The sequence below is a fragment of the Polynucleobacter sp. MG-28-Ekke-A2 genome (assembly GCF_035012985.1).
Taxonomy (GTDB): Bacteria; Pseudomonadota; Gammaproteobacteria; order Burkholderiales; family Burkholderiaceae; genus Polynucleobacter.
In genome coordinates this window covers 62,938-81,341 of the sequence record NZ_JAYGQU010000008.1, presented here as the reverse complement: position 1 = coordinate 81,341, position 18,404 = coordinate 62,938, and the positions used below count along the sequence as shown (strand labels likewise).

The following is an 18,404-nucleotide window of genomic DNA, read 5'->3' as shown; positions in this document are numbered from 1 at the left end:
CCAGCTTAGCGAGCCTTTGCCTTGTCAGCATCTTGCAATTGCTTGATTACTTTATCCAGGACTTGTGGAACGGTGATGGCCTGCATGCACACGTTGTCTTGACAAGGGGTTTTACGGTGATTGGCAGCACTTACGCAGGGCGAGCAAGCTAGATTGGCAGTGATCGCAATGGAATTGCCAACAGAACCATAAAGGGCTGGAGTCTCCGGTCCAAAGAGAACGACTGTTCTCAATGGCGTCACGGCTGAAAAGTGACCAGGACCAGAGTCGTTGGTAACCATGACATCTGATAGCGTGTACAACGGTGGCAGCTCAGCAAAGCCGACCTGTCCAGCAAAATTTAATGCATTTTTAACATTGGCAACAGCGCGAACTTTTTCTACGTAGACAAACTCAGTAGGTGAGCCGGTAATTAAGATGAGATCGTTGGGATATTGCTGATGGATTGCTTGAATCAATTCAGAAAAACGCTGTTGTGCCCAGCGGCGTTGTGGAAGAAGATCGCTTGCATTCGGATTGATCAGAATGAGACGATCCTTCCCCGAGATGTAATTGATGCGGGCCTCTTTAGCCATTTTTTCAATACGCTCGCGCACCTTTTCGAGGGCGCTTGGATTGATGACGGCTTGCTCGAGGCGTACTTCAGAGTCCGGAATCTCAATCTTGCTAAATGGAACTTCAATTTTTTGGGCAAACGCCGCATGAATTAAAGATAGAAAATTCTTAGTAATGTGAATATGTGGGTTGTAATGTACTTTGCGGGTCAGCATGAAGCCGCGCCACAATCCTTCACCATGAAAAATGTGATAACCGACGCGACGACGAGCACCACACATGCCAGTCAGTAGGGCAGTAAATCGAGAGAACAACTCTAGGTCAATAACGGTATCAATACGGTGCTTGCGAGCAAGTATCAGAAAGCGCAGCGTATCTTTAATTAAGCCACCTAAGCTAGATGAGTCAATTGTGAAGATATTTTCTGGTTTAACGGTATTGAGTAAAGTCAGGCTGGCGCGATTGCTTTTGAAGATCAAGAAAAACAATTCTGCTCCACGAGCTTTTGCATTGCGCATTGCAGGATCTACCAGAATGGCGCTTCCCATTTCCGAGAGTTCAATAAAGAGTAATTTTTTTGGAGTCTCTGGGCCGTGATTGAATATATTTTTTATGCGATCAATCAAAGCGATAAATGGGCTAACGATTGCACAAAGAGGCACACCGACCCAATGATCAATCGCGCGCATAGTGTTGACACTAATAGTCATATTTTGGCTCTAAAAAATTATTTTCGTTTTAATAAAAAATAGGCGCCTGGCAACACCGATAAAACAGTAATTGCTCCGTAGCTAATGGAGGCTAATACTGTTAGCGAGGGGTTAACACCCCATAAGGCCAGGACCGATGAAAGGGTGGCTTCACGCAAGCCCCATCCCGAAATGCTAATTGGCAACATGAGCAACAGGCTGAGCGCGGGTAAGCCAATCATTAAGCCTCCGATGGGTGCATCTACACCGTAAGCCTTAAGACAAAAGAGTAGCGTCAAAATAGTGAGGAAATGAATGCCAATCGCCAGGCATGCTTGAGCAATATTGTTAGGCCACGCAAACGCTAGCTGGATACCAGGCATGGCGTTGTTCATATTGAAGCGTTCTAAGAGCTTTTGCAGGAGTTGCTTGCTCGGCCCCCAGGCAAGGATGAGGGCAATTGCTACGCCAGCAAGCAGCATTACCGCCATGACTGCGTAGCCCAAATCTTGACCCCAGGCTGCGAGTGTAGCGCCGCCCAATATCAAGCCAATCCCGCCTAGTAAATTGTTACCCGCTAAACCAAGAAGGCGATCTACCAACACCATCGAAAAACTTAAACGCAATTTAGGAGTGGCGTGCTCAAGGTCTACTGAGTGATGAAGTTCATCATCCAACTCTTTGGTTTCCGAGAGATTGCCGGTGCTGGTCAAATGCGTTGCAGTAATGGCGCGATAACTATCGCCACCCAAGGTGCTAGGCAGGCCTTGGTTTATGAGACCGCCGGCAAAGTAGAGGCCAATGTAAGAGCGAATACGGCGGGGAAATCCCACTCTTTGCATAAACAAGCCCCAGCGATATCCGCCACAAATAAATGCCAACATCATGCTTACTAGAGCCGCCAAGAACCATAGAGGCTGCATCTGAATATGGGTATCAAATAGTGAGCGCCAATCAATTCCACTCGTTGCTTTCCAAAGCAGAGCAACGGAGAGTAGAACGCGAATAGTAGGCCAAGCCTTCTTGAGAATGGATTTCCACCCCGATTGGGTCTTTGGGGTGGGTTGGGCTGGTGAACTCATAAGCGTAAGGATAATGCCTCGGGCGCCTAAGGTCTTGAATTTGGGGGAATTACTCCGCTTGACCAGGGCCTTGCCAGTGACTGCAAAGGCTAAAGTCAAATTTAGATAGAACTCGGCCAAATCGTACGATTTCTAGGCTATCCAAGGGCTCGCAGGCTTGAAAGGCTGCTTTCTTGCCCACCGGTATAGGGTATGGCATGCCAGACCAGCTAATCAGAAGTACATTTACCCCCTTTGGTACATCCCCAAACCAGAGATCAAACTGATCCTGTCTCTGGTCTAAAACATAAACTGGTATAGGTGAAGCATACCAAGCAGCTCGACTTCCTAAGGTCCAGTTTTGAACAGCAATGCCATCGGCTTTAGTGGCCTTAGCAAGGCCTGCTGCCTTTTGACCCGCCACTTTCCAGCCATACAAATCCGCAATTGGATTGGACTTGACTGAGGCCGAACTAATACCGCCTGACAATACGTATCCAAAGCCGATGCAACATAAAGCAATTTGAACAAAAAATAAAATACGAATCCAGTAACGATGTTGTGTAGCCCAAGCTTTTGCTAAGCCAATTCCGGCAAATGGTGCGAGACAGAACCAAGCAGGCGAAGTCCAGTGAGGAAGTCCACCTCCGCCAGAGAGGCTGACAAAAATTGCAAATGGAATCAAAAAGAATCCGAAGAGCGCAAGCAATGACAGTTTTGTAGCGTGCATGCAGTCTTTTAAAAACACAACAGATCCCAAGATGAAAAGAGGACCAAAGACTAGTATTTGAATGCCGATATAAGCGCCTAGCCTGCGCCAGAGCCATTCTCCACCGCCACCATGGGCAAGTTGATATTTGAATGAAATCCAATCGTTAGCCCAATTCCAATACACGACGGGGGTGATCAGGAGTAGAGCGCTTAGTGTGGCAATCCAAAAACCTACTTTGGTGATCCATGGTTTTCTTGGCGTACTCAAAAATACCAACAGCAACGCAAGCGCAGTAAAAGCGGCCGTGTATTTACTTAAGCCAGCTAGGCCTAACAAAACGCCAGTAATAATCCAATCGCCAATGCTAAATTGGTCTTTACTTAACCACCGTAAAGCCATCCACATCAGACCAAGACTTAATGGCGCAAGTAAAGTATCCGGTAGTAAACCGATCGCCAGAATGTGCAACATGGGTGCAGCGATAACTGTCAAGACTGCCATTAGTCCACATAAGTTTGTTGATGGCAGTGCACTGGTGAGATAGCCAGCGTTGCGCCCACGAATAAAGTGATGCACCTCAACCGTAACTTCATAAACTAAGTAACAAGAGAGAATCCACAACAACTCTGGAATGAGACGAATAATGCCTTCTGAAGAGGTGAGCGTCACTAAGGGCCACTGAATCCAACCCACCAACGGTGGGTGATCAAAATAACTCCAGGCTAAATGTTGGGCATATAGCGCATAGTGGGCCTCATCAACTGAAAACTCTATTGAAAAGCCCAGAGCCAGGTGCACTACCGCGGCAATAAGGACGCAGATTGCAGCCCAGCTGGAAGGTGATTGTTGGCGCATTCGATAATTTTAGTCTCACAAAGACCATTCTTTGGGACAATTAAGACATGCTCAAGCAAGTCCTTTCACTTTTAATCCTTGGTGCAGTCGTATTTTTGACTGGCTGTGCTGGGCTGGGCGGAGAATCTGTGCAAAACGAGGCAGGACAGGCATTTAATGTGGATCAATTGCCGGCGCAAGAAGAGCTACCCAAATTCTCTGCTGAAACTGCGCGGGCTGGTATGCCCAATGGTTGGAATTTTTACCGCATAGCACCCTTTAAAAAGAATACGGTATATCGCTTAGAAAACTATCAAGGCAAAACGGTGCTTAGCGCTAATTCCAAAACATCTGCCTCTGGCTTGGCTGTGAAGTTGCGCCCTCGTCAGGTAAATAATTTGTGGCTGCAATGGGAGTGGAAGGCCATCAACCCAATTATGAATGCTGATAATGCGGATGCCTACGCAGATGATGCTCCGCTACGTATCTTGGTTGCATTCGATGGTAATAAGTCAAAGCTACCTTTAAAAGAAAAAATGACTTTTGAAATGGCTAATCTTATTAGTGGTCAAGAAATGCCGTATGCCACACTGATGTACATCTGGTCTGGAAAGTCCCCTGTTGATACCATTATTCCAAATGCGCATACCTCTCGCATCAAAATGATTGTGGTAGATTCCGGTTGGGATGGTTTGGATCAGTGGCACAAGCATCAGCGCGATTTAGCGGCTGACTATAAGCGTGCCTACGGTGAGAGCCCTGGTCAAGTCATTGGTATCGCCTTACTCACCGATACAGACAATACCAAATCAGAAGCGCGTGCGTATTACGGTGACATTGAACTCATTCGCAAGAATCCAAAATAACTTACTTCCAAATAAGTAACAATCTGCAAGCAAGTAACGCTTTTTATGAATTAATGCGCAGGACGCCAGCGCTTGAGTAGTAGGGCGTTGCTAAGAACACAGAAGCTCGATAAGGCCATGGCGCTGCCAGCTAGCATGGGTGACAGATACCCAAGTGCTGCCAATGGAATCCCGGTGGCATTAAAGATAAAAGCCCAGAATAAATTTTGCTGAATCTTTTTCCAGGTCCGCTTAGAGATATCGATAGCATTCGCAACCAGAGTGGGATCGCCTCGCATTAAGGTAATCCCGGCAGCTTGCATGGCTACATCAGTGCCCGTAGACATTGCCATGCCCACATCTGCAGTTGCCAAAGCAGGCGCATCATTCACGCCATCTCCTATCATTGCAACAAATTGACGTTCACCATCTTTCGATTGGAGTTGGCGAATAATTTCTGCTTTATTACTAGGCATAATTTGTGCAAACACTTCTTGAATGCCAATCGTTTTGGCAACACGATTGGCGGCGGCAATATTGTCACCAGAAAGCATTACTGCGCGAATATGCAACTTATGTAGTGAAGTAACCGCCTCTTGAGCGTTATCTTTGAGTTCATCTCCAAAGGCAATGATCGCAATGGGTGAGGAAGGATTTTCATTGCTCATTAATACGGAGACAGTTTGACCGGCATCAAAACAGGCTTGTGCCTTTGTAAGTATTACGGAGTAGTGGGGATTACCTTCTAACGATGCAATGCTTTGTAGGTTCAGACTAAGGCCCAGGAAAACGCCAGTGCTTGGCCTGCCGCTAATACCAATACCGGGCACGGCTTTGCTGTCTGTTGGTGTGATGGGATTTAAGCCTCTTTGTTTAGCGGCATCTAACAGTGCTTTTGCAAGAGGGTGCTCACTACCAAGCTGTAAACCTGCTGCACTCGCGAGAATGTCATCTAGCACATATGAATCACCAAAAGGAATAATTTCTAGCAGTCTTGGTTTGCCAATAGTAAGGGTGCCTGTTTTATCGAAGGCCACTATGTTTAAGCGATGCGCCAACTCTAATACCTGTGGATCTTTAATGAGGATTCCAAAGCGCGCTGCCACGCCAGTTCCTGCCATGATGGCTGCAGGTGTTGCAAGACCCAGCGCGCATGGACATGCAATAACGAGAACTGAGACTGCACGCAGTATGGCGACAGATGCAGAGTCTAAATAAAACCAGTTCGCTAATCCAGTAATGAATGCAATCACAATCACGCTAGGGACAAAAATGGCACTCACTTGATCGACTAATTTTTGTATAGGTGCTTTTTGGGTTTGCGCATCCTCTACTAAAGAAATAATTTTTGAGAGAACGCTCTCAACGCCTACCGCCTGAGCCTCAATCACCATTAGGCCTTCACCATTAAGGGAGCCGCCAATGACCTTTTCACCAAGATGTTTTTTGACAGGATCGCTTTCTCCAGTGAGGAGGGATTCATCAACATGGCTATTGCCAAGTAAGATGATTCCATCTACCGGTATACGTTCACCTGGCAGCACTAAGATGCGATCTTTAGGGAATACCTGATCTAGAGGAAGATCTCGAAATTGGTCTAATGCAGAGTTCTCGCTGATCACAATATTTCGCTCGATGACTTTGGCATGCTCAGGCCATAGCTTTTGCAAGGAGCGTATTGCTTCACTAGTTTGTTGCTTGGCTCTGGCTTCCAGCCATTTACCAAGCATGACCATGCAGATAATGACAGCTGATCCTTCAAAATAGAGTTCATGACTTGCATGCGGTGATGCAATCATTTGATACACACTTAATCCGTAGGCTGCACTTGTGCCGAGCGCGACTAATAAATCCATATTGCCAACACCCGACATTAGAGATTTGAAGCCTGCTTTATAAAAGCGCCATCCTAAAAAGAATTGCACTGGAGTTGCAAGTAATAGTTGCCATGTCGGTGACAGTGACCAATGAATGCCAAAAGGCATGAGGAACATGGGCAGAATGAGTGGGGCTGAAAGACTGAAACCTAGAATGACACGACCCAGACCATCAGTCCCCCAGAATAATTTAGAGGGGGCTAACTCTGGAATGCCGTGGGGCGCACTGATTTTGGCTGAATAACCTGTTTTTTGTACTAAAGCGATGATGTCATCGATTTTGACCCCGGAATCAGCGTTTACGCGAATTTTGGCTTGTTCGGTTGCCAAATTCACGCTGGCTGCTTCCACTCCTGGAATCTTGTCTAGAGCCTTTTCAACCCTGCCAACACAAGAGGCGCAGGTCATCCCGCTGATATCTAGAGTAAATAGCTCTGAATTAGTGTCTTTTTGGGGATCCATATAGAAGATAATCTACTCTATACAAGCTATATTCACAGCAAAAGGCCCTATATGTTGAGTTTAAAGGTTTCCGGAATGACCTGTGGGGGCTGCATTAATGCCGTCACTCGGGCAGTGCAGACCCAAGATCCTCAGGCTAAAGTTCAGGCGGATTTGGCAAGCCAGACCGTCACTCTCGAAACAACCCTATCTGTCGCGCAGGCGAGCCAGCTCATTACAGATGCCGGCTTTCCAGTTGTTCAATAGCAATTGTTTAGAATGTCGGCAAACATAACAAAACCCGTAGTTTTTGTTCCTAAAGGATCGTGATTTATGTTCTTCAGTAAGTTAATGCCTCACGATGGTAATTTCTTCGAGCTATTTAATGAGCACGCTAGCAATATCGTTTCCGCCTCCGAATCTTTTTTGAAGTTCGTTGAGTATTACAGTGATGAAACCTTGCGCGCTAAGTACACCCAAGAGGTAGATAAAGCTGAGCATGCTTGTGATGATGTTGTGAAAGAGGTGCATCGTCGTTTGCATAAGACCTTCATCACACCTATAGATCGCGACCAAATTTTTTCACTCATCAATACGATGGATGACGTAGCTGATTTATTGCAAAACGGCACTGAAGCAATGCATTTGTATGACGTGAAGCAAATGACGCCAGAGATGTTGCAAATGGCAGAGCTTTGTAATCAGTGCTGCATCAGCATGAAGAATGCTGTTGCTACATTAAAAGATATCTCTGATCCAGAAGTAGCTAAAGCGGCGTTAAAGACTTGCGATGAAATAGATCACTTAGAGTCTGGGGCTGATCGCCTTCTATCTACTGCTATTACTAGGTTGTTCCGTGAAGACATCGAAGTGCGTGAGCTGATTAAGTGCCAGCGCATTTATGAGTTGCTCGAGGAAGTTACCGATAAATGTGAAGACGTTGCCAACTTGGTTGAAGGCATTGTTCTTGAAAACTCTTAAGGCGAATTAAGTTGCCAGCGACAGAAGTAGCCTTTTGGGTTGTAGCGCTATTAGTAGTGCTAGCTCTTGCATTTGATTTCATGAACGGCTTTCATGATGCTGCTAACTCTATTGCGACGGTGGTTTCTACTGGCGTTTTAAAACCGCAACAGGCGGTGGTGTTTGCCGCCTTCTTTAACTTTCTTGCCATCTTCATTTTCCATTTAAGTGTCGCTGCTACTGTGGGCAAGGGAATTGTGCTTCCTGCCGCAGTGGATCTCCACGTGATCTTTGGCGCATTGGTTGGCGCCATCATCTGGAACTTGGTGACTTGGTTCTATGGCATTCCATCAAGCTCTTCTCATGCTTTGATTGGCGGCTTGCTAGGAGCGGCGTTGCCTAAGGCGGGATTTGCCGGTTTAGTTTGGGCAGGTATTATCAAAACCGTTGCTTTTATCTTCATCTCCCCATTAGTTGGATTTCTTTTGGGCTCCTTGATGATGTTGCTGGTGTCATGGGTTTGCCGAAATGTCACGCTCTCTAAAACCGATCGCTGGTTCCGCCGTCTGCAATTGGTTTCTGCTGGCGCATATAGCCTTGGACACGGCGGTAATGACTCACAAAAAACGATTGGCATTATTTGGCTGCTACTCATCATTACTGGCTATACAGATGCCAGCGCAAGTATGCCGCCAATATGGACCATTGTTTGCTGCTATATCGCCATTGCGATGGGCACGATGTTTGGTGGTTGGCGGATTGTAAAAACCATGGGTCAAAAGCTGACAAAACTCAAACCAGTAGGAGGCTTCTGTGCTGAAACTGGTGGCGCCATTACTTTGTTTGCGGCAACGGCCATGGGTGTTCCTGTTTCGACTACCCACACAATTACTGGGGCTATTGTCGGTGTTGGTTCAACTCAGAGAGCCAGCGCGGTGCGCTGGGGCGTCGCCGGAAACATCGTTTGGGCCTGGATCTTCACCATCCCAGCCACAGCTTTGATGTCGATGGCAGTCTATTACCTGAGTTTGCTGATTTTCTAATGTGATAGACGGAAGGTGCTCAAGGGCGCTTTCAGCAAATATTGGCGGCTACGAGTAAGCTAGCGCTAATTAAGAAAATACTAAAAAACTTAGAAGTCCATTCTAAGGTTATCCATATTAGGAGAATGTAGTGTCGGTTACACCAGAGTTGGTACAAGCAGCGCTAAAAAACTTAGTTGATCCCAATACGAAGATTGATTTTGTCACAGCAAAGAATATTAAAAATCTCCGCGTAGAAGGCGGCGATATTTCTTTAGATATTGTGCTGGGGTATCCCGCTAAAAGCCAGTTCGATTCGATTCGTAAATCGGTAATCAATGCCTTGCGTGAATTATCAGGCGTCAAAAATGTGAGCGTCAATATCTCTAGTCAAATCGTTGCGCATGCAGTGCAGCGTGGAGTGAAGTTATTGCCCGGTGTAAAAAATATTATTGCAGTGGCCAGTGGTAAGGGCGGCGTGGGTAAATCAACAACTGCCGTGAATCTCGCTTTAGCTCTTGCTGCTGAGGGTGCACAGGTCGGCATTCTGGATGCAGACATTTATGGTCCAAGCCAGCCAATGATGTTGGGTATTACCGGTAGACCGGACTCTATTGAAGAAAATACGATTGAGCCAATGGAGGCCTATGGTTTACAGGCAAGTTCAATAGGTTTTCTGATTGATGATGATGCTCCTATGGTTTGGCGTGGACCGATGGTGACTTCAGCTCTGGAGCAGTTACTTCGCCAAACTCGTTGGCGTGATCTGGATTACCTGATCGTAGATATGCCGCCTGGCACGGGTGATATTCAGCTGACTTTGGCGCAAAAGGTTCCCGTTACAGGCTCAGTCATTGTTACTACGCCTCAAGACATCGCTTTGCTCGATGCCCGTAAAGGTCTCAAAATGTTTGAGAAGGTGGGTGTACCTATTATCGGCATTATTGAAAACATGAGCACTTATGTTTGCACTCAATGCGGACACGAAGAGCACGTGTTCGGCACTGGCGGTGGTGAAAAAATGTGTAAAGAATACGCAGTAGATTTTTTGGGCTCCTTGCCCTTAAACCTTTCGATTCGTGAGCAGGCTGATGCTGGGCGCCCAACAGTAGTGGCTGACCCAGACGGCGCGATTAGCGCAATCTATAAAGGCATTGCTAGACAGGTCGCTATCCGTGTTGCTACTCTATCTAAGGATATGAGCAGTAAATTTCCGAACATTGTGATTCAAAACACCTGAGGCTCTGAACATTTATGCGCTTTGCAGTACTAATGCGTAAACAGAATATCGATAACCCATGGGTCTCGTTTCGCTGGGTACCTCAGGAAGTGTTGCCTGATTTTGGGCAATTCAATAGTCAGCAAAGTAAATCCATTGTGGGTCAGTTTCTTGGGCGCGATGCCGATGGTGAATCCTGGTTATTTACAGGTTATGAGCTTGATCTCTTTCCGGACGAGGCTGAGGGCTACTATCTCAATGTTTCTGCTACAACTCCTGCATGGTTTGTCATGTGGCGCTTGGAAGAAGATATTGAGCGCTATATCGATGAGCAATCACTCTCCTTGGCAAAGTCTGAGACTTCGTTTGCAGTGCCCCATCGTATTTGTGTTAGTTATAACGAAGCCGCTCGCTTGCTGGATGGCGGTGAGTCGGTTGATACGATTCCGCTGAGTGAGCAGCATGCGTCATGGCTGCAAGAGTATGTCAATGACAACTATCGGCCGGAACCTAAAAAACGCCATAAGCCTGCTTCATTTAAGGGCGCTCAACGCCCTATGGAGGAATAATGGCCGATGGATTTCTGGGGCGTTGGTCTAAGCGTAAAGCTGGTAAAGAAGATGTCTCGCTAGAGAAAAAAGTAGAGATTCTTAAAGAAGCTTCTCAGACTACATCCATTGAGGGCGCTCAAGAGGCCGCACCTTCGCCAGTTACCCTAGAGGATGTAGTCAAGATCGATCGTTTTGATCCAGACTTTTCTGCTTTTATGAAGCCAGATGTAGACCCCGCTGTTCAGCAGGCTGCCCTAAAGAAAATGTTTACCGATCCCCATTTCAACATCATGGATGGATTGGATATTTATATTGATGACTACAGTAAACCGGATCCGCTGCCACCTGGAATGCTTGAGAGAATGGTGCAGAGCGATATGCTCAACCTTTTCCACAAACCAAGCGAAGAGCTTACTCAGGAATCACAACAAAGCGTGAACAAAGCGCCTAGCCCCCAACTTGAGGGCGACACAGTGACAGCCCAACAGCAAACTGATTTAACATCCACACAACAAAAATCTACAGATCAGTTGGAAGAAGTGCCCAATAAGGTCTCAATAGAGTCTGAACAGAAAAAAACCTAAGAAGATAGCGCATGAGTCAAAAATTAGTCTGCAACTGTAATGGCACCATGCCTTTGGATGCAAAAACTATCGGGGTTCCGATTCACCAATCCTTGTGCAGGCAGGAGGTCGGCTCTTTTTTAAAGGCCCTAGATGGCTCTGATTCTCTGGTGATAGCGTGTACGCAAGAGGGCGCACTTTTTAGTGAGCTAGCTGACCAAGCTGAAAAGCCATTGGTTGCGCCACTGCGTTTTGTCAATATTCGTGAAGTAGCTGGTTGGACTCAAGAAGCTAAAACATCCGGCCCTAAAATTGCGGCTCTGTTGGCCTTGGCTGATATGCCAGAGGCTGAACCTGTTCCTGTTGTGAATTACGAAAGCCAGGGTAGGTTGTTAATTATCGGCGCTGGGTCACAAGCCATTCCTTGGGCTGAAAAATTAAGCCCATCTTTGGATGTGTCTGTCTTATGTACACAGCCCGGTGACTTACCGCTGACCCGAAGCTACCCAATCTTTACCGGAGCAGTTACCAAGTTGGATGGTTATTTAGGGAACTTTTCAGTAGATTGGCAGTTGCAAAATCCGATTGACCCAGAGATGTGTACTCGCTGTGGGGCCTGTGTTGAAGTATGTCCTGAGGGAGCCATTAATCTTTCCTTCCAGATTGATTTAGGTAAATGCAAATCCCATCGCGATTGCGTTACTGCATGTGCCGGCATTGGTGCAATATCGTTTGATCGCAAAGAGCGTGAACGTAATTCAGAATTCGATTTAATTTTGGACCTACGTGTAGATCCCAAGATGCGCATGAGCCAAACGCCGCAGGGGTACTTCGCTCCCGGTGTTGATCCCCTTGAGCAGGCGCTGGCAGTTAATCAACTCTCCGAGATGGTGGGGGAGTTTGAAAAGCCCAAATATTTTGCCTATAACGAAAAAATTTGTGCTCATGGCCGCAATGGCAAAGTAGGTTGCAGCGCTTGTATTGATGTTTGTTCAACAGGCGCTATTGGTTCAATCTTTAAAAATGGCCAAGGTTCTGTAGAGGTCAATCCAAATCTTTGTATGGGTTGCGGAGCTTGTGCAACTGCATGCCCTTCCGGTGCAATGCGTTACAACTACCCAAGCGTTGCTCATCAAGGTAAAGAGCTCAAAACGGTAGCGAGCGCCTTTACCGCCGAAGCTAAAAAGATCAATCAGGCGATGGCTCCCAGCTTACTTTTGCATACCCTAAAAGCGGGTACGCAAATGATTGATGACTTGGGCAGGTCTGCGCATGTCATGCCAAAGCAATTCGAAGGTCTCCCAGCATTTGTGATTCCTTATGGCATTGAGCATATCGCCTCCACTGGCTTGGACTTATGGTTGGGTGCGCTGACGTATGGTTTTGCGGAAGTGACTTTGTTGTTAAGTGGAGACGAGGATCCCGCATATCGTGCAGTACTTGAAGAGCAGGTAGTTTTAGCAAACAGTATTCTCAATGCGTATGGGTTTGACGATCGCGTTCATTTGATCTTGGCTAGTTCTGCTGAAGATATAGCGACTGTTTCTAAGGCAATGGGCATATTGCGTCAGCGTGGATCACTCAGTCCAATCTGTACTCCTGCAAGTATTGGTTTATCAAATCAGAAACGCGAAACGCTTGAGGCAGCTTTAGAGCATTTGCAAAAACAAGCGAAGACTCCGTTGCCGGAGATGGGTGTTGTACTTCCAAAGTCCTCCCTATTGGGTGGTCTAGCAATTAACAAAGATGCTTGCACCTTGTGTATGTCTTGCGTCAGCGGTTGCCCTGAAGGCGCGCTTTTAGACAATCCCGATGAACCCATTCTTTCTTTTATTGAGAAGCAGTGTGTTCAGTGTGGCATCTGTGTGCAAACCTGTCCCGAGAAGGCTTTAACTCTTGCACCTCGTTTACAAACCGTTGAGCAGCGCAAGCAACGAACCACCCTCAATGAAACCCAGGCATTCCATTGCATCAGCTGCGGCAAGCCTTTTGGAACACTTAAGATGGTTGATTTGATGCTCAGCAAGCTTGGAGCGCATGGTGCTTTTGCTGGGGCTGCAATGGATCGATTGAAGATGTGTAGTGATTGTCGAGTGGTAGATATGGTGAAAAAAGAAACATGAGTGAAATTGCGAAAGAAGCAGCAAAAGAGAATCTATCCGCCGAAGTAGGCGATGTAGGCTTCCCTGAGGATTTGGCTAGGGCCGATTTATATGGCTTGATTGCCCGCTTTTTTCAGATGCCGCCCGATCAAGAGCTTTTGGATCAAATTGCCGCTACCGCTGATCAACAAGATGTTGCTGATGAGGCGCCTTTAGCTAAGGTTTGGATGGATGTAGTAGAGGTCGCTAAAAATAATCCCGCCAAAGCTTGGCATGATGAGTTTGATTTGAATTTCATCAGCGTTGGCAAGCCGAATGTCGTTTTGAATGGCTCCTTTTACATGGCAGGCCATCTAAATGAAAAGCCCTTGGTGAATATTCGCAAGGCTTTAGAGGGTTTTGGGCTTGAGGCCGCAGAAGATGTGACTGAAACTGAAGACCATATCTCGGCACTCAGTGAGGTCATGCGTTATCTCATTGCGGGGGATGACGTGGAGATCTCAAACCTTACAAATCAAAGGGTTTTTTTCAATGAGCATATTCGTCCCTGGTATGACGAATTTTGCGACGCAATAGAAGGCATTCCAGAAATGCACTTGTATCATCCAATCGCAGCCCTAACCAGAGAATTCCTAGCAATTGAAGGGCAGGGCTTCGACATGATTTGATGTTGCATCGCAATATAAATATTGTCGTAATAACTAATAGTTACACCAATATGTCAAAAATGCGATTTCCTATTACACTTGATGCAAATCAAGAATAATCCCATAGGAGCATGCAATGACCACCAAATCCAAGGTTGCTTTAAGCGAAGAAAACAAGCCATCGCGCCGTAAGTTCTTTATTGGTGCAGGCGCTGCAGTTGGGGCCGTTGCCGTAGCGAGCCAAACTCCAGTTGGCAAAGCAGTCATCCAAGAAATTACTGGCGCTAAAGCAGTGCAAGATGTTGGTCAAACGATGACTGCTCACATGCGCAAGTACTACGAATCCACTCTGATTTAACGACCTTCGCTTCACTATTGCTTTCACTGTTTCTAAATAAATAAAAAAACTTTCTCAGGGACATCATATGAGTCTGACTCGTAAATCCAATACCCCACAAAGCAGTCGTTCCACATCGCGCCTGATCGGTAGTCTGTCACGCGGCTTAAAAGCGGCTGTTCCAACGATGGATCGCCGTGCATTCCTCAAGCGCTCAGGCGTAGGAGTTGGCGCTGGTATCGCTGCTAGTCAATTAAGTTTTGTTCAAAAAGCATCGGCTGAGCAAAGCAAGGCAATGCTAGATGGCAAGGGCAAGATTGAGGTTAAGAGATCTATTTGTACCCACTGTTCTGTAGGCTGCGCAGTAGATGCCACCGTTGAGAATGGCGTATGGGTCCGCCAAAACCCGGTATTTGATTCCCCAATTAATATGGGTGCTCACTGCGCCAAAGGCGCCGCCTTGCGTGAGCACGGACATGGTGACTACCGTTTGCGTTACCCCATGAAGTTGGTTGATGGAAAGTACCAGCGCATTTCTTGGGATCAAGCCTTAACTGAAATTACCGCTCAGATGAAGGATATTCGCCAGAAATATTCTCCAGATGCAATGTTCTTCATTGGCTCCTCTAAGCACAATAATGAACAGTCCTACTTGCTCCGTAAATGGGTCTCTTTCTTTGGCACAAACAATACAGACCATCAAGCTCGTATTTGTCACTCCACAACAGTGGCGGGTGTTGCAAACACCTGGGGCTATGGTGCGATGACCAATAGCTACAACGACATGATGAATTCCAAGGCCGCTTTGTACATTGGTTCAAATGCTGCTGAAGCTCATCCAGTTTCAATGTTGATGTTGTTGCATGCAAAAGAAAATGGTTGCAAGGTCGTTGTAGTAGATCCGCGCTACACGCGTACTGCTGCTAAGTCAGACCAGTACATCCGCATTCGCTCGGGTACTGATATTCCTTTCTTGTTCGGCATGCTGTATCACATCTTCAAAAACGGCTGGGAAGATAAGAAGTACATCAATGACCGTGTTTATGGCATGGAAGAGATTCGTAAAGAAGTGATGGAGAAGTGGACTCCCGCCGCAGTTGAAGAGGCTTGTGGCGTGCCTGAGGCTCAGGTTTACCAAGCCGCTAAAACGATGGCGATGAATCGTCCTAGTACCGTTGTTTGGTGCATGGGTCAAACCCAGCACACGATCGGTAATGCGATTGTGCGCGCCTCTTGTATTTTGCAATTAGCTTTAGGTAACGTAGGTAAGTCTGGTGGTGGTACTAATATTTTCCGCGGTCACGATAACGTTCAGGGTGCAACTGACGTTGGTCCTAACCCAGATTCGTTGCCTGGTTACTATGGTTTGGCTGCTGGCTCATGGAAGCACTTCTCAACAGTTTGGGGTGTTGACTACGAGTGGATTAAGGGTCGTTATGCGCCTGACATGATGGAGAAATCTGGCACTACTGTGTCTCGTTGGGTTGATGCTGTTCTCGAGAAGAATGACATGATCGACCAGCAGACTAACGTAAAGGGCTTGTTCTTCTGGGGTCATGCTCCGAACTCACAAACTCGCGGCCTCGACATGAAGCGTGCGATGGATAAGTTGGATCTCTTGGTAGTAGTTGATCCATATCCAAGTGCTACTGCTGCAATGGCTGCAATGCCTGCTGCAGAGGGTCAAGCAGTTAATAAGAATCGCAATGTTTACTTATTGCCAGCTGCAACGCAGTTTGAAACATGCGGTTCGGCAACGGCTTCAAACCGTTCATTACAATGGCGCGAGAAGGTAATCGATCCATTGTTTGAATCTGTTCCTGACCACGTGATCATGCAGGCTTTTGCTGATCGCCTAGGCTTCGGCGAAGAGTTGTCTAAGAACTACAAAATGCTCAGTTCTAAATTTGCTGGTAAGCAATGGAAAGAGCCGCAAATTGAGGACATCCTGCGCGAGATTAATCGTTCTTGCTGGACTATTGGGTACACCGGTCAGACTCCTGAGCGCCTCAAGGCTCACATGAGAATGGTTGCAACCTTTGATCCAAAGACCTTGAAGTCTCGCGGTGGTGTTGATCCAGTTACTGGCTATGACACTACTGGTGATTACTATGGCTTGCCTTGGCCTTGCTACGGTACAGCAGCTATTAAGCATCCAGGCTCACCAAATTTGTATGACACAAGTAAGAGTGTTATGGAAGGTGGCGGAAACTTCCGCGCCAACTTCGGCGTTGAGCGTGAAGGCGTCAGCTTGCTTGCTGCAGATGGATCTCACTCTAAGGGCGCCGCAATTACTACTGGCTACCCAGAGTTTGACCACGTGTTTGTGAAGAAATTAGGTTGGTGGGATCAGTTAACTGAAGACGAGAAAAAACTCGCCGAAGGTAAGAACTGGAAGACTGACCTATCTGGTGGTATCCAGCGCGTAGTCATGAAGAATGGCTGTCATCCGTTTGGTAACGCCAAAGCGCGTGCAGTGGTTTGGAACTTCCCAGACCCAGTTCCAATTCACCGTGAAGCGCTCTACAGTACAAACGCTCCAATGATGCGTAAGTACCCAACAGCTGCTGATAAGAAAAACTTCTGGCGCTTGCCAACCCTCTATAAGACTGTTCAAGATCAAAACTTGAATCAGAAGTTATATGAGAAGTTCCCAATCATTTTGACTTCAGGTCGTTTGGTTGAGTATGAAGGCGGTGGTGATGAGACTCGTTCTAATCCATGGTTGGCAGAGCTCCAGCAAGAAAACTTTGTGGAGATTAATCCTAAGGCTGCAGCAGATCGTGGCATTAAGAACTGGGATTACGTTTGGGTGAAATCGCCAACGGGTGCCAAGATTAAGGTGCGCGCATTAGTGACTGAGCGTGTTGATCAAGGAACCGCATTTGTACCATTCCACTTTGCTGGCTGGTGGCAGGGCGAAAATATTCGGAAGTATTACCCAGAAGGCGCCGCCCCAGTAGTTCAGGGTGAAGCGGTTAATACTGCAACTACTTATGGTTATGACATGGTGACGATGATGCAAGAAACGAAAACCACAATGTGTCAAATCGAGAAATTTGCCTAAGTCAAAAAAATAAGGTCAGGAGAACACAATGGCAAGAATGAAATTTATTTGTGACACGGAGCGATGCATTGAGTGCAATGGTTGTGTCACAGCCTGTAAGAATGAAAACGAAGTGCCTTGGGGTGTTAACCGTCGTCGCGTTGTAACGGTGAATGACGGCATTATTGGTCAAGAAAAATCAGTTTCAGTTGCTTGTATGCACTGTAGCGATGCCCCATGTATGGCTGTATGCCCAGTAGATTGTTTCTACCGTACGGATGAGGGTGTTGTTCTGCACGATAAAGATATCTGTATCGGTTGCGGTTACTGCTCTTTTGCTTGCCCATTTGGCGCGCCACAGTTCCTCAGCAAGGGTGCTTTCGGCTCCCGCAGCAAAATGGATAAGTGCACATTCTGTAGTGGTGGCCCAGAAGAAAACGGCAGCGTTGCAGAGTTTGAAAAATATGGCCGTAATCGTTTGGCAGAAGGCAAGTTACCGCTTTGCGCTGAAATGTGTTCTACCAAGGCATTGATTGGTGGCGATAGTGATGTCATTAGCGGCATCTTTAATAATCGCGTTGCTACCCGTGAGAAGAATGGCAAGTATCCAGGATCCAAAGCCTTTGGTTGGAATACTGCTTACGGTGGACCAGATGTCCCAGCGCCTACACCAACGCCTGCTGCAAAGATTCCAGGAGCTCAATAATGAAAGTCAATTTCAAAACTCTCGGCTTGTGTTTTGCAGTAGCTGCTTTCTTGGGGGCTTGCTCTGAGCCGCCAGAAATTGCTGCTAAAGCTGCTAAGCGTCCAGATGTAGCTCCTTATATGGGCGCTAATGATGGATTTATGACTAAGAATTGGACGCCAGGCAATCTGGCTAGTTGGACCGAGTCAATTGACAAGCGCAATCAAGGTCAAAACGAATACAGTCGCGTTAAGTGAT

The 18,404-nt window shown here is 46.7% G+C and carries 17 protein-coding genes; 13 read left to right on the top strand and 4 right to left on the bottom strand.

What is annotated here, in order from left to right; genetic code table 11:
• Nucleotides 1–5 precede the first annotated feature (5 nt).
• The 3 genes from VC188_RS06840 to VC188_RS06830 are packed head-to-tail and all read right to left on the bottom strand — an operon-like array spanning nt 6 to nt 3,872.
• The gene (locus tag VC188_RS06840) at nt 6–1,265 is read right to left on the bottom strand and encodes a glycosyltransferase family 9 protein (RefSeq protein ID WP_083564240.1); all 1,260 of its coding nucleotides are present in this window, start codon (nt 1,263–1,265) and stop codon (nt 6–8) included.
• A 17-nt stretch (nt 1,266–1,282) separates the two neighbouring features.
• Nucleotides 1,283–2,326 (bottom strand): lysylphosphatidylglycerol synthase transmembrane domain-containing protein, encoded by a 1,044-nt coding sequence (locus VC188_RS06835; protein ID WP_323483459.1) that lies wholly within the window; start codon nt 2,324–2,326, stop codon nt 1,283–1,285.
• A 49-nt stretch (nt 2,327–2,375) separates the two neighbouring features.
• On the bottom strand, nt 2,376–3,872 hold the full coding sequence (locus VC188_RS06830; RefSeq protein WP_323483458.1) for an ArnT family glycosyltransferase: 1,497 nt from the start codon (nt 3,870–3,872) through the stop codon (nt 2,376–2,378).
• A gap of 47 nt (nt 3,873–3,919) precedes the next feature.
• On the opposite strand from VC188_RS06830, the gene VC188_RS06825 reads away from it, so the two are divergent.
• Complete coding sequence (locus tag VC188_RS06825) at nt 3,920–4,717, top strand: DUF3047 domain-containing protein (protein ID WP_323483457.1); 798 nt, start codon at nt 3,920–3,922, stop codon at nt 4,715–4,717.
• A 50-nt stretch (nt 4,718–4,767) separates the two neighbouring features.
• Here VC188_RS06825 and VC188_RS06820 read toward each other — a convergent pair whose 3' ends face one another.
• Complete coding sequence (locus VC188_RS06820; protein WP_323483456.1) at nt 4,768–7,035, bottom strand: heavy metal translocating P-type ATPase; 2,268 nt, start codon at nt 7,033–7,035, stop codon at nt 4,768–4,770.
• A 51-nt stretch (nt 7,036–7,086) separates the two neighbouring features.
• Between VC188_RS06820 and VC188_RS06815 the strand changes: the two genes are divergently transcribed.
• The 12 genes from VC188_RS06815 to VC188_RS06760 all read left to right on the top strand — a co-directional run bounded on the left by VC188_RS06815 (nt 7,087) and on the right by VC188_RS06760 (nt 18,403).
• Complete coding sequence (locus tag VC188_RS06815) at nt 7,087–7,281, top strand: heavy-metal-associated domain-containing protein (protein ID WP_323483455.1); 195 nt, start codon at nt 7,087–7,089, stop codon at nt 7,279–7,281.
• A 66-nt stretch (nt 7,282–7,347) separates the two neighbouring features.
• Complete coding sequence (locus tag VC188_RS06810; protein WP_072582997.1) at nt 7,348–7,995, top strand: DUF47 domain-containing protein; 648 nt, start codon at nt 7,348–7,350, stop codon at nt 7,993–7,995.
• 80 nt (nt 7,996–8,075) lie between these two features.
• Nucleotides 8,076–9,017 carry an inorganic phosphate transporter gene (locus VC188_RS06805; RefSeq protein WP_416350496.1) on the top strand — a complete coding sequence of 314 codons (942 nt, stop codon included), beginning with the start codon at nt 8,076–8,078 and terminating at the stop codon, nt 9,015–9,017.
• A gap of 130 nt (nt 9,018–9,147) precedes the next feature.
• A complete protein-coding gene (gene apbC / locus VC188_RS06800) occupies nt 9,148–10,236 on the top strand; it encodes an iron-sulfur cluster carrier protein ApbC (protein ID WP_323483453.1) in 1,089 nt (362 codons plus the stop codon).
• A gap of 32 nt (nt 10,237–10,268) precedes the next feature.
• The gene (locus tag VC188_RS06795; protein ID WP_323483452.1) at nt 10,269–10,784 is read left to right on the top strand and encodes a DUF3305 domain-containing protein; all 516 of its coding nucleotides are present in this window, start codon (nt 10,269–10,271) and stop codon (nt 10,782–10,784) included.
• Nucleotides 10,784–11,350 (top strand): DUF3306 domain-containing protein, encoded by a 567-nt coding sequence (locus VC188_RS06790; protein WP_323483451.1) that lies wholly within the window; start codon nt 10,784–10,786, stop codon nt 11,348–11,350. The genes VC188_RS06795 and VC188_RS06790 overlap by 1 nt, the downstream gene beginning before the upstream one ends.
• An 11-nt stretch (nt 11,351–11,361) precedes the next feature.
• Entirely contained in the window at nt 11,362–13,452 is a 2,091-nt protein-coding gene (locus tag VC188_RS06785; protein ID WP_323483450.1) for a 4Fe-4S binding protein, read from the top strand.
• Nucleotides 13,449–14,099: a molecular chaperone TorD family protein gene (locus VC188_RS06780; protein ID WP_323483449.1), complete on the top strand. Its 651-nt coding sequence runs from the start codon at nt 13,449–13,451 to the stop codon at nt 14,097–14,099. Before VC188_RS06785 ends, VC188_RS06780 begins: the two co-directional genes overlap by 4 nt.
• 115 nt (nt 14,100–14,214) lie before the next feature.
• On the top strand, nt 14,215–14,436 hold the full coding sequence (locus VC188_RS06775; RefSeq protein ID WP_215321731.1) for a formate dehydrogenase: 222 nt from the start codon (nt 14,215–14,217) through the stop codon (nt 14,434–14,436).
• Between the two features lie 67 nt (nt 14,437–14,503).
• Nucleotides 14,504–17,482: a formate dehydrogenase subunit alpha gene (locus VC188_RS06770; RefSeq protein WP_323483448.1), complete on the top strand. Its 2,979-nt coding sequence runs from the start codon at nt 14,504–14,506 to the stop codon at nt 17,480–17,482.
• A gap of 28 nt (nt 17,483–17,510) precedes the next feature.
• The gene (gene fdh3B / locus VC188_RS06765; protein WP_215321733.1) at nt 17,511–18,167 is read left to right on the top strand and encodes a formate dehydrogenase FDH3 subunit beta; all 657 of its coding nucleotides are present in this window, start codon (nt 17,511–17,513) and stop codon (nt 18,165–18,167) included.
• Nucleotides 18,167–18,403, top strand: coding sequence for a hypothetical protein (locus VC188_RS06760; RefSeq protein WP_215321734.1), 237 nt, complete (start codon nt 18,167–18,169; stop codon nt 18,401–18,403). The genes fdh3B and VC188_RS06760 overlap by 1 nt, the downstream gene beginning before the upstream one ends.
• Nucleotide 18,404 lies beyond the last annotated feature (1 nt).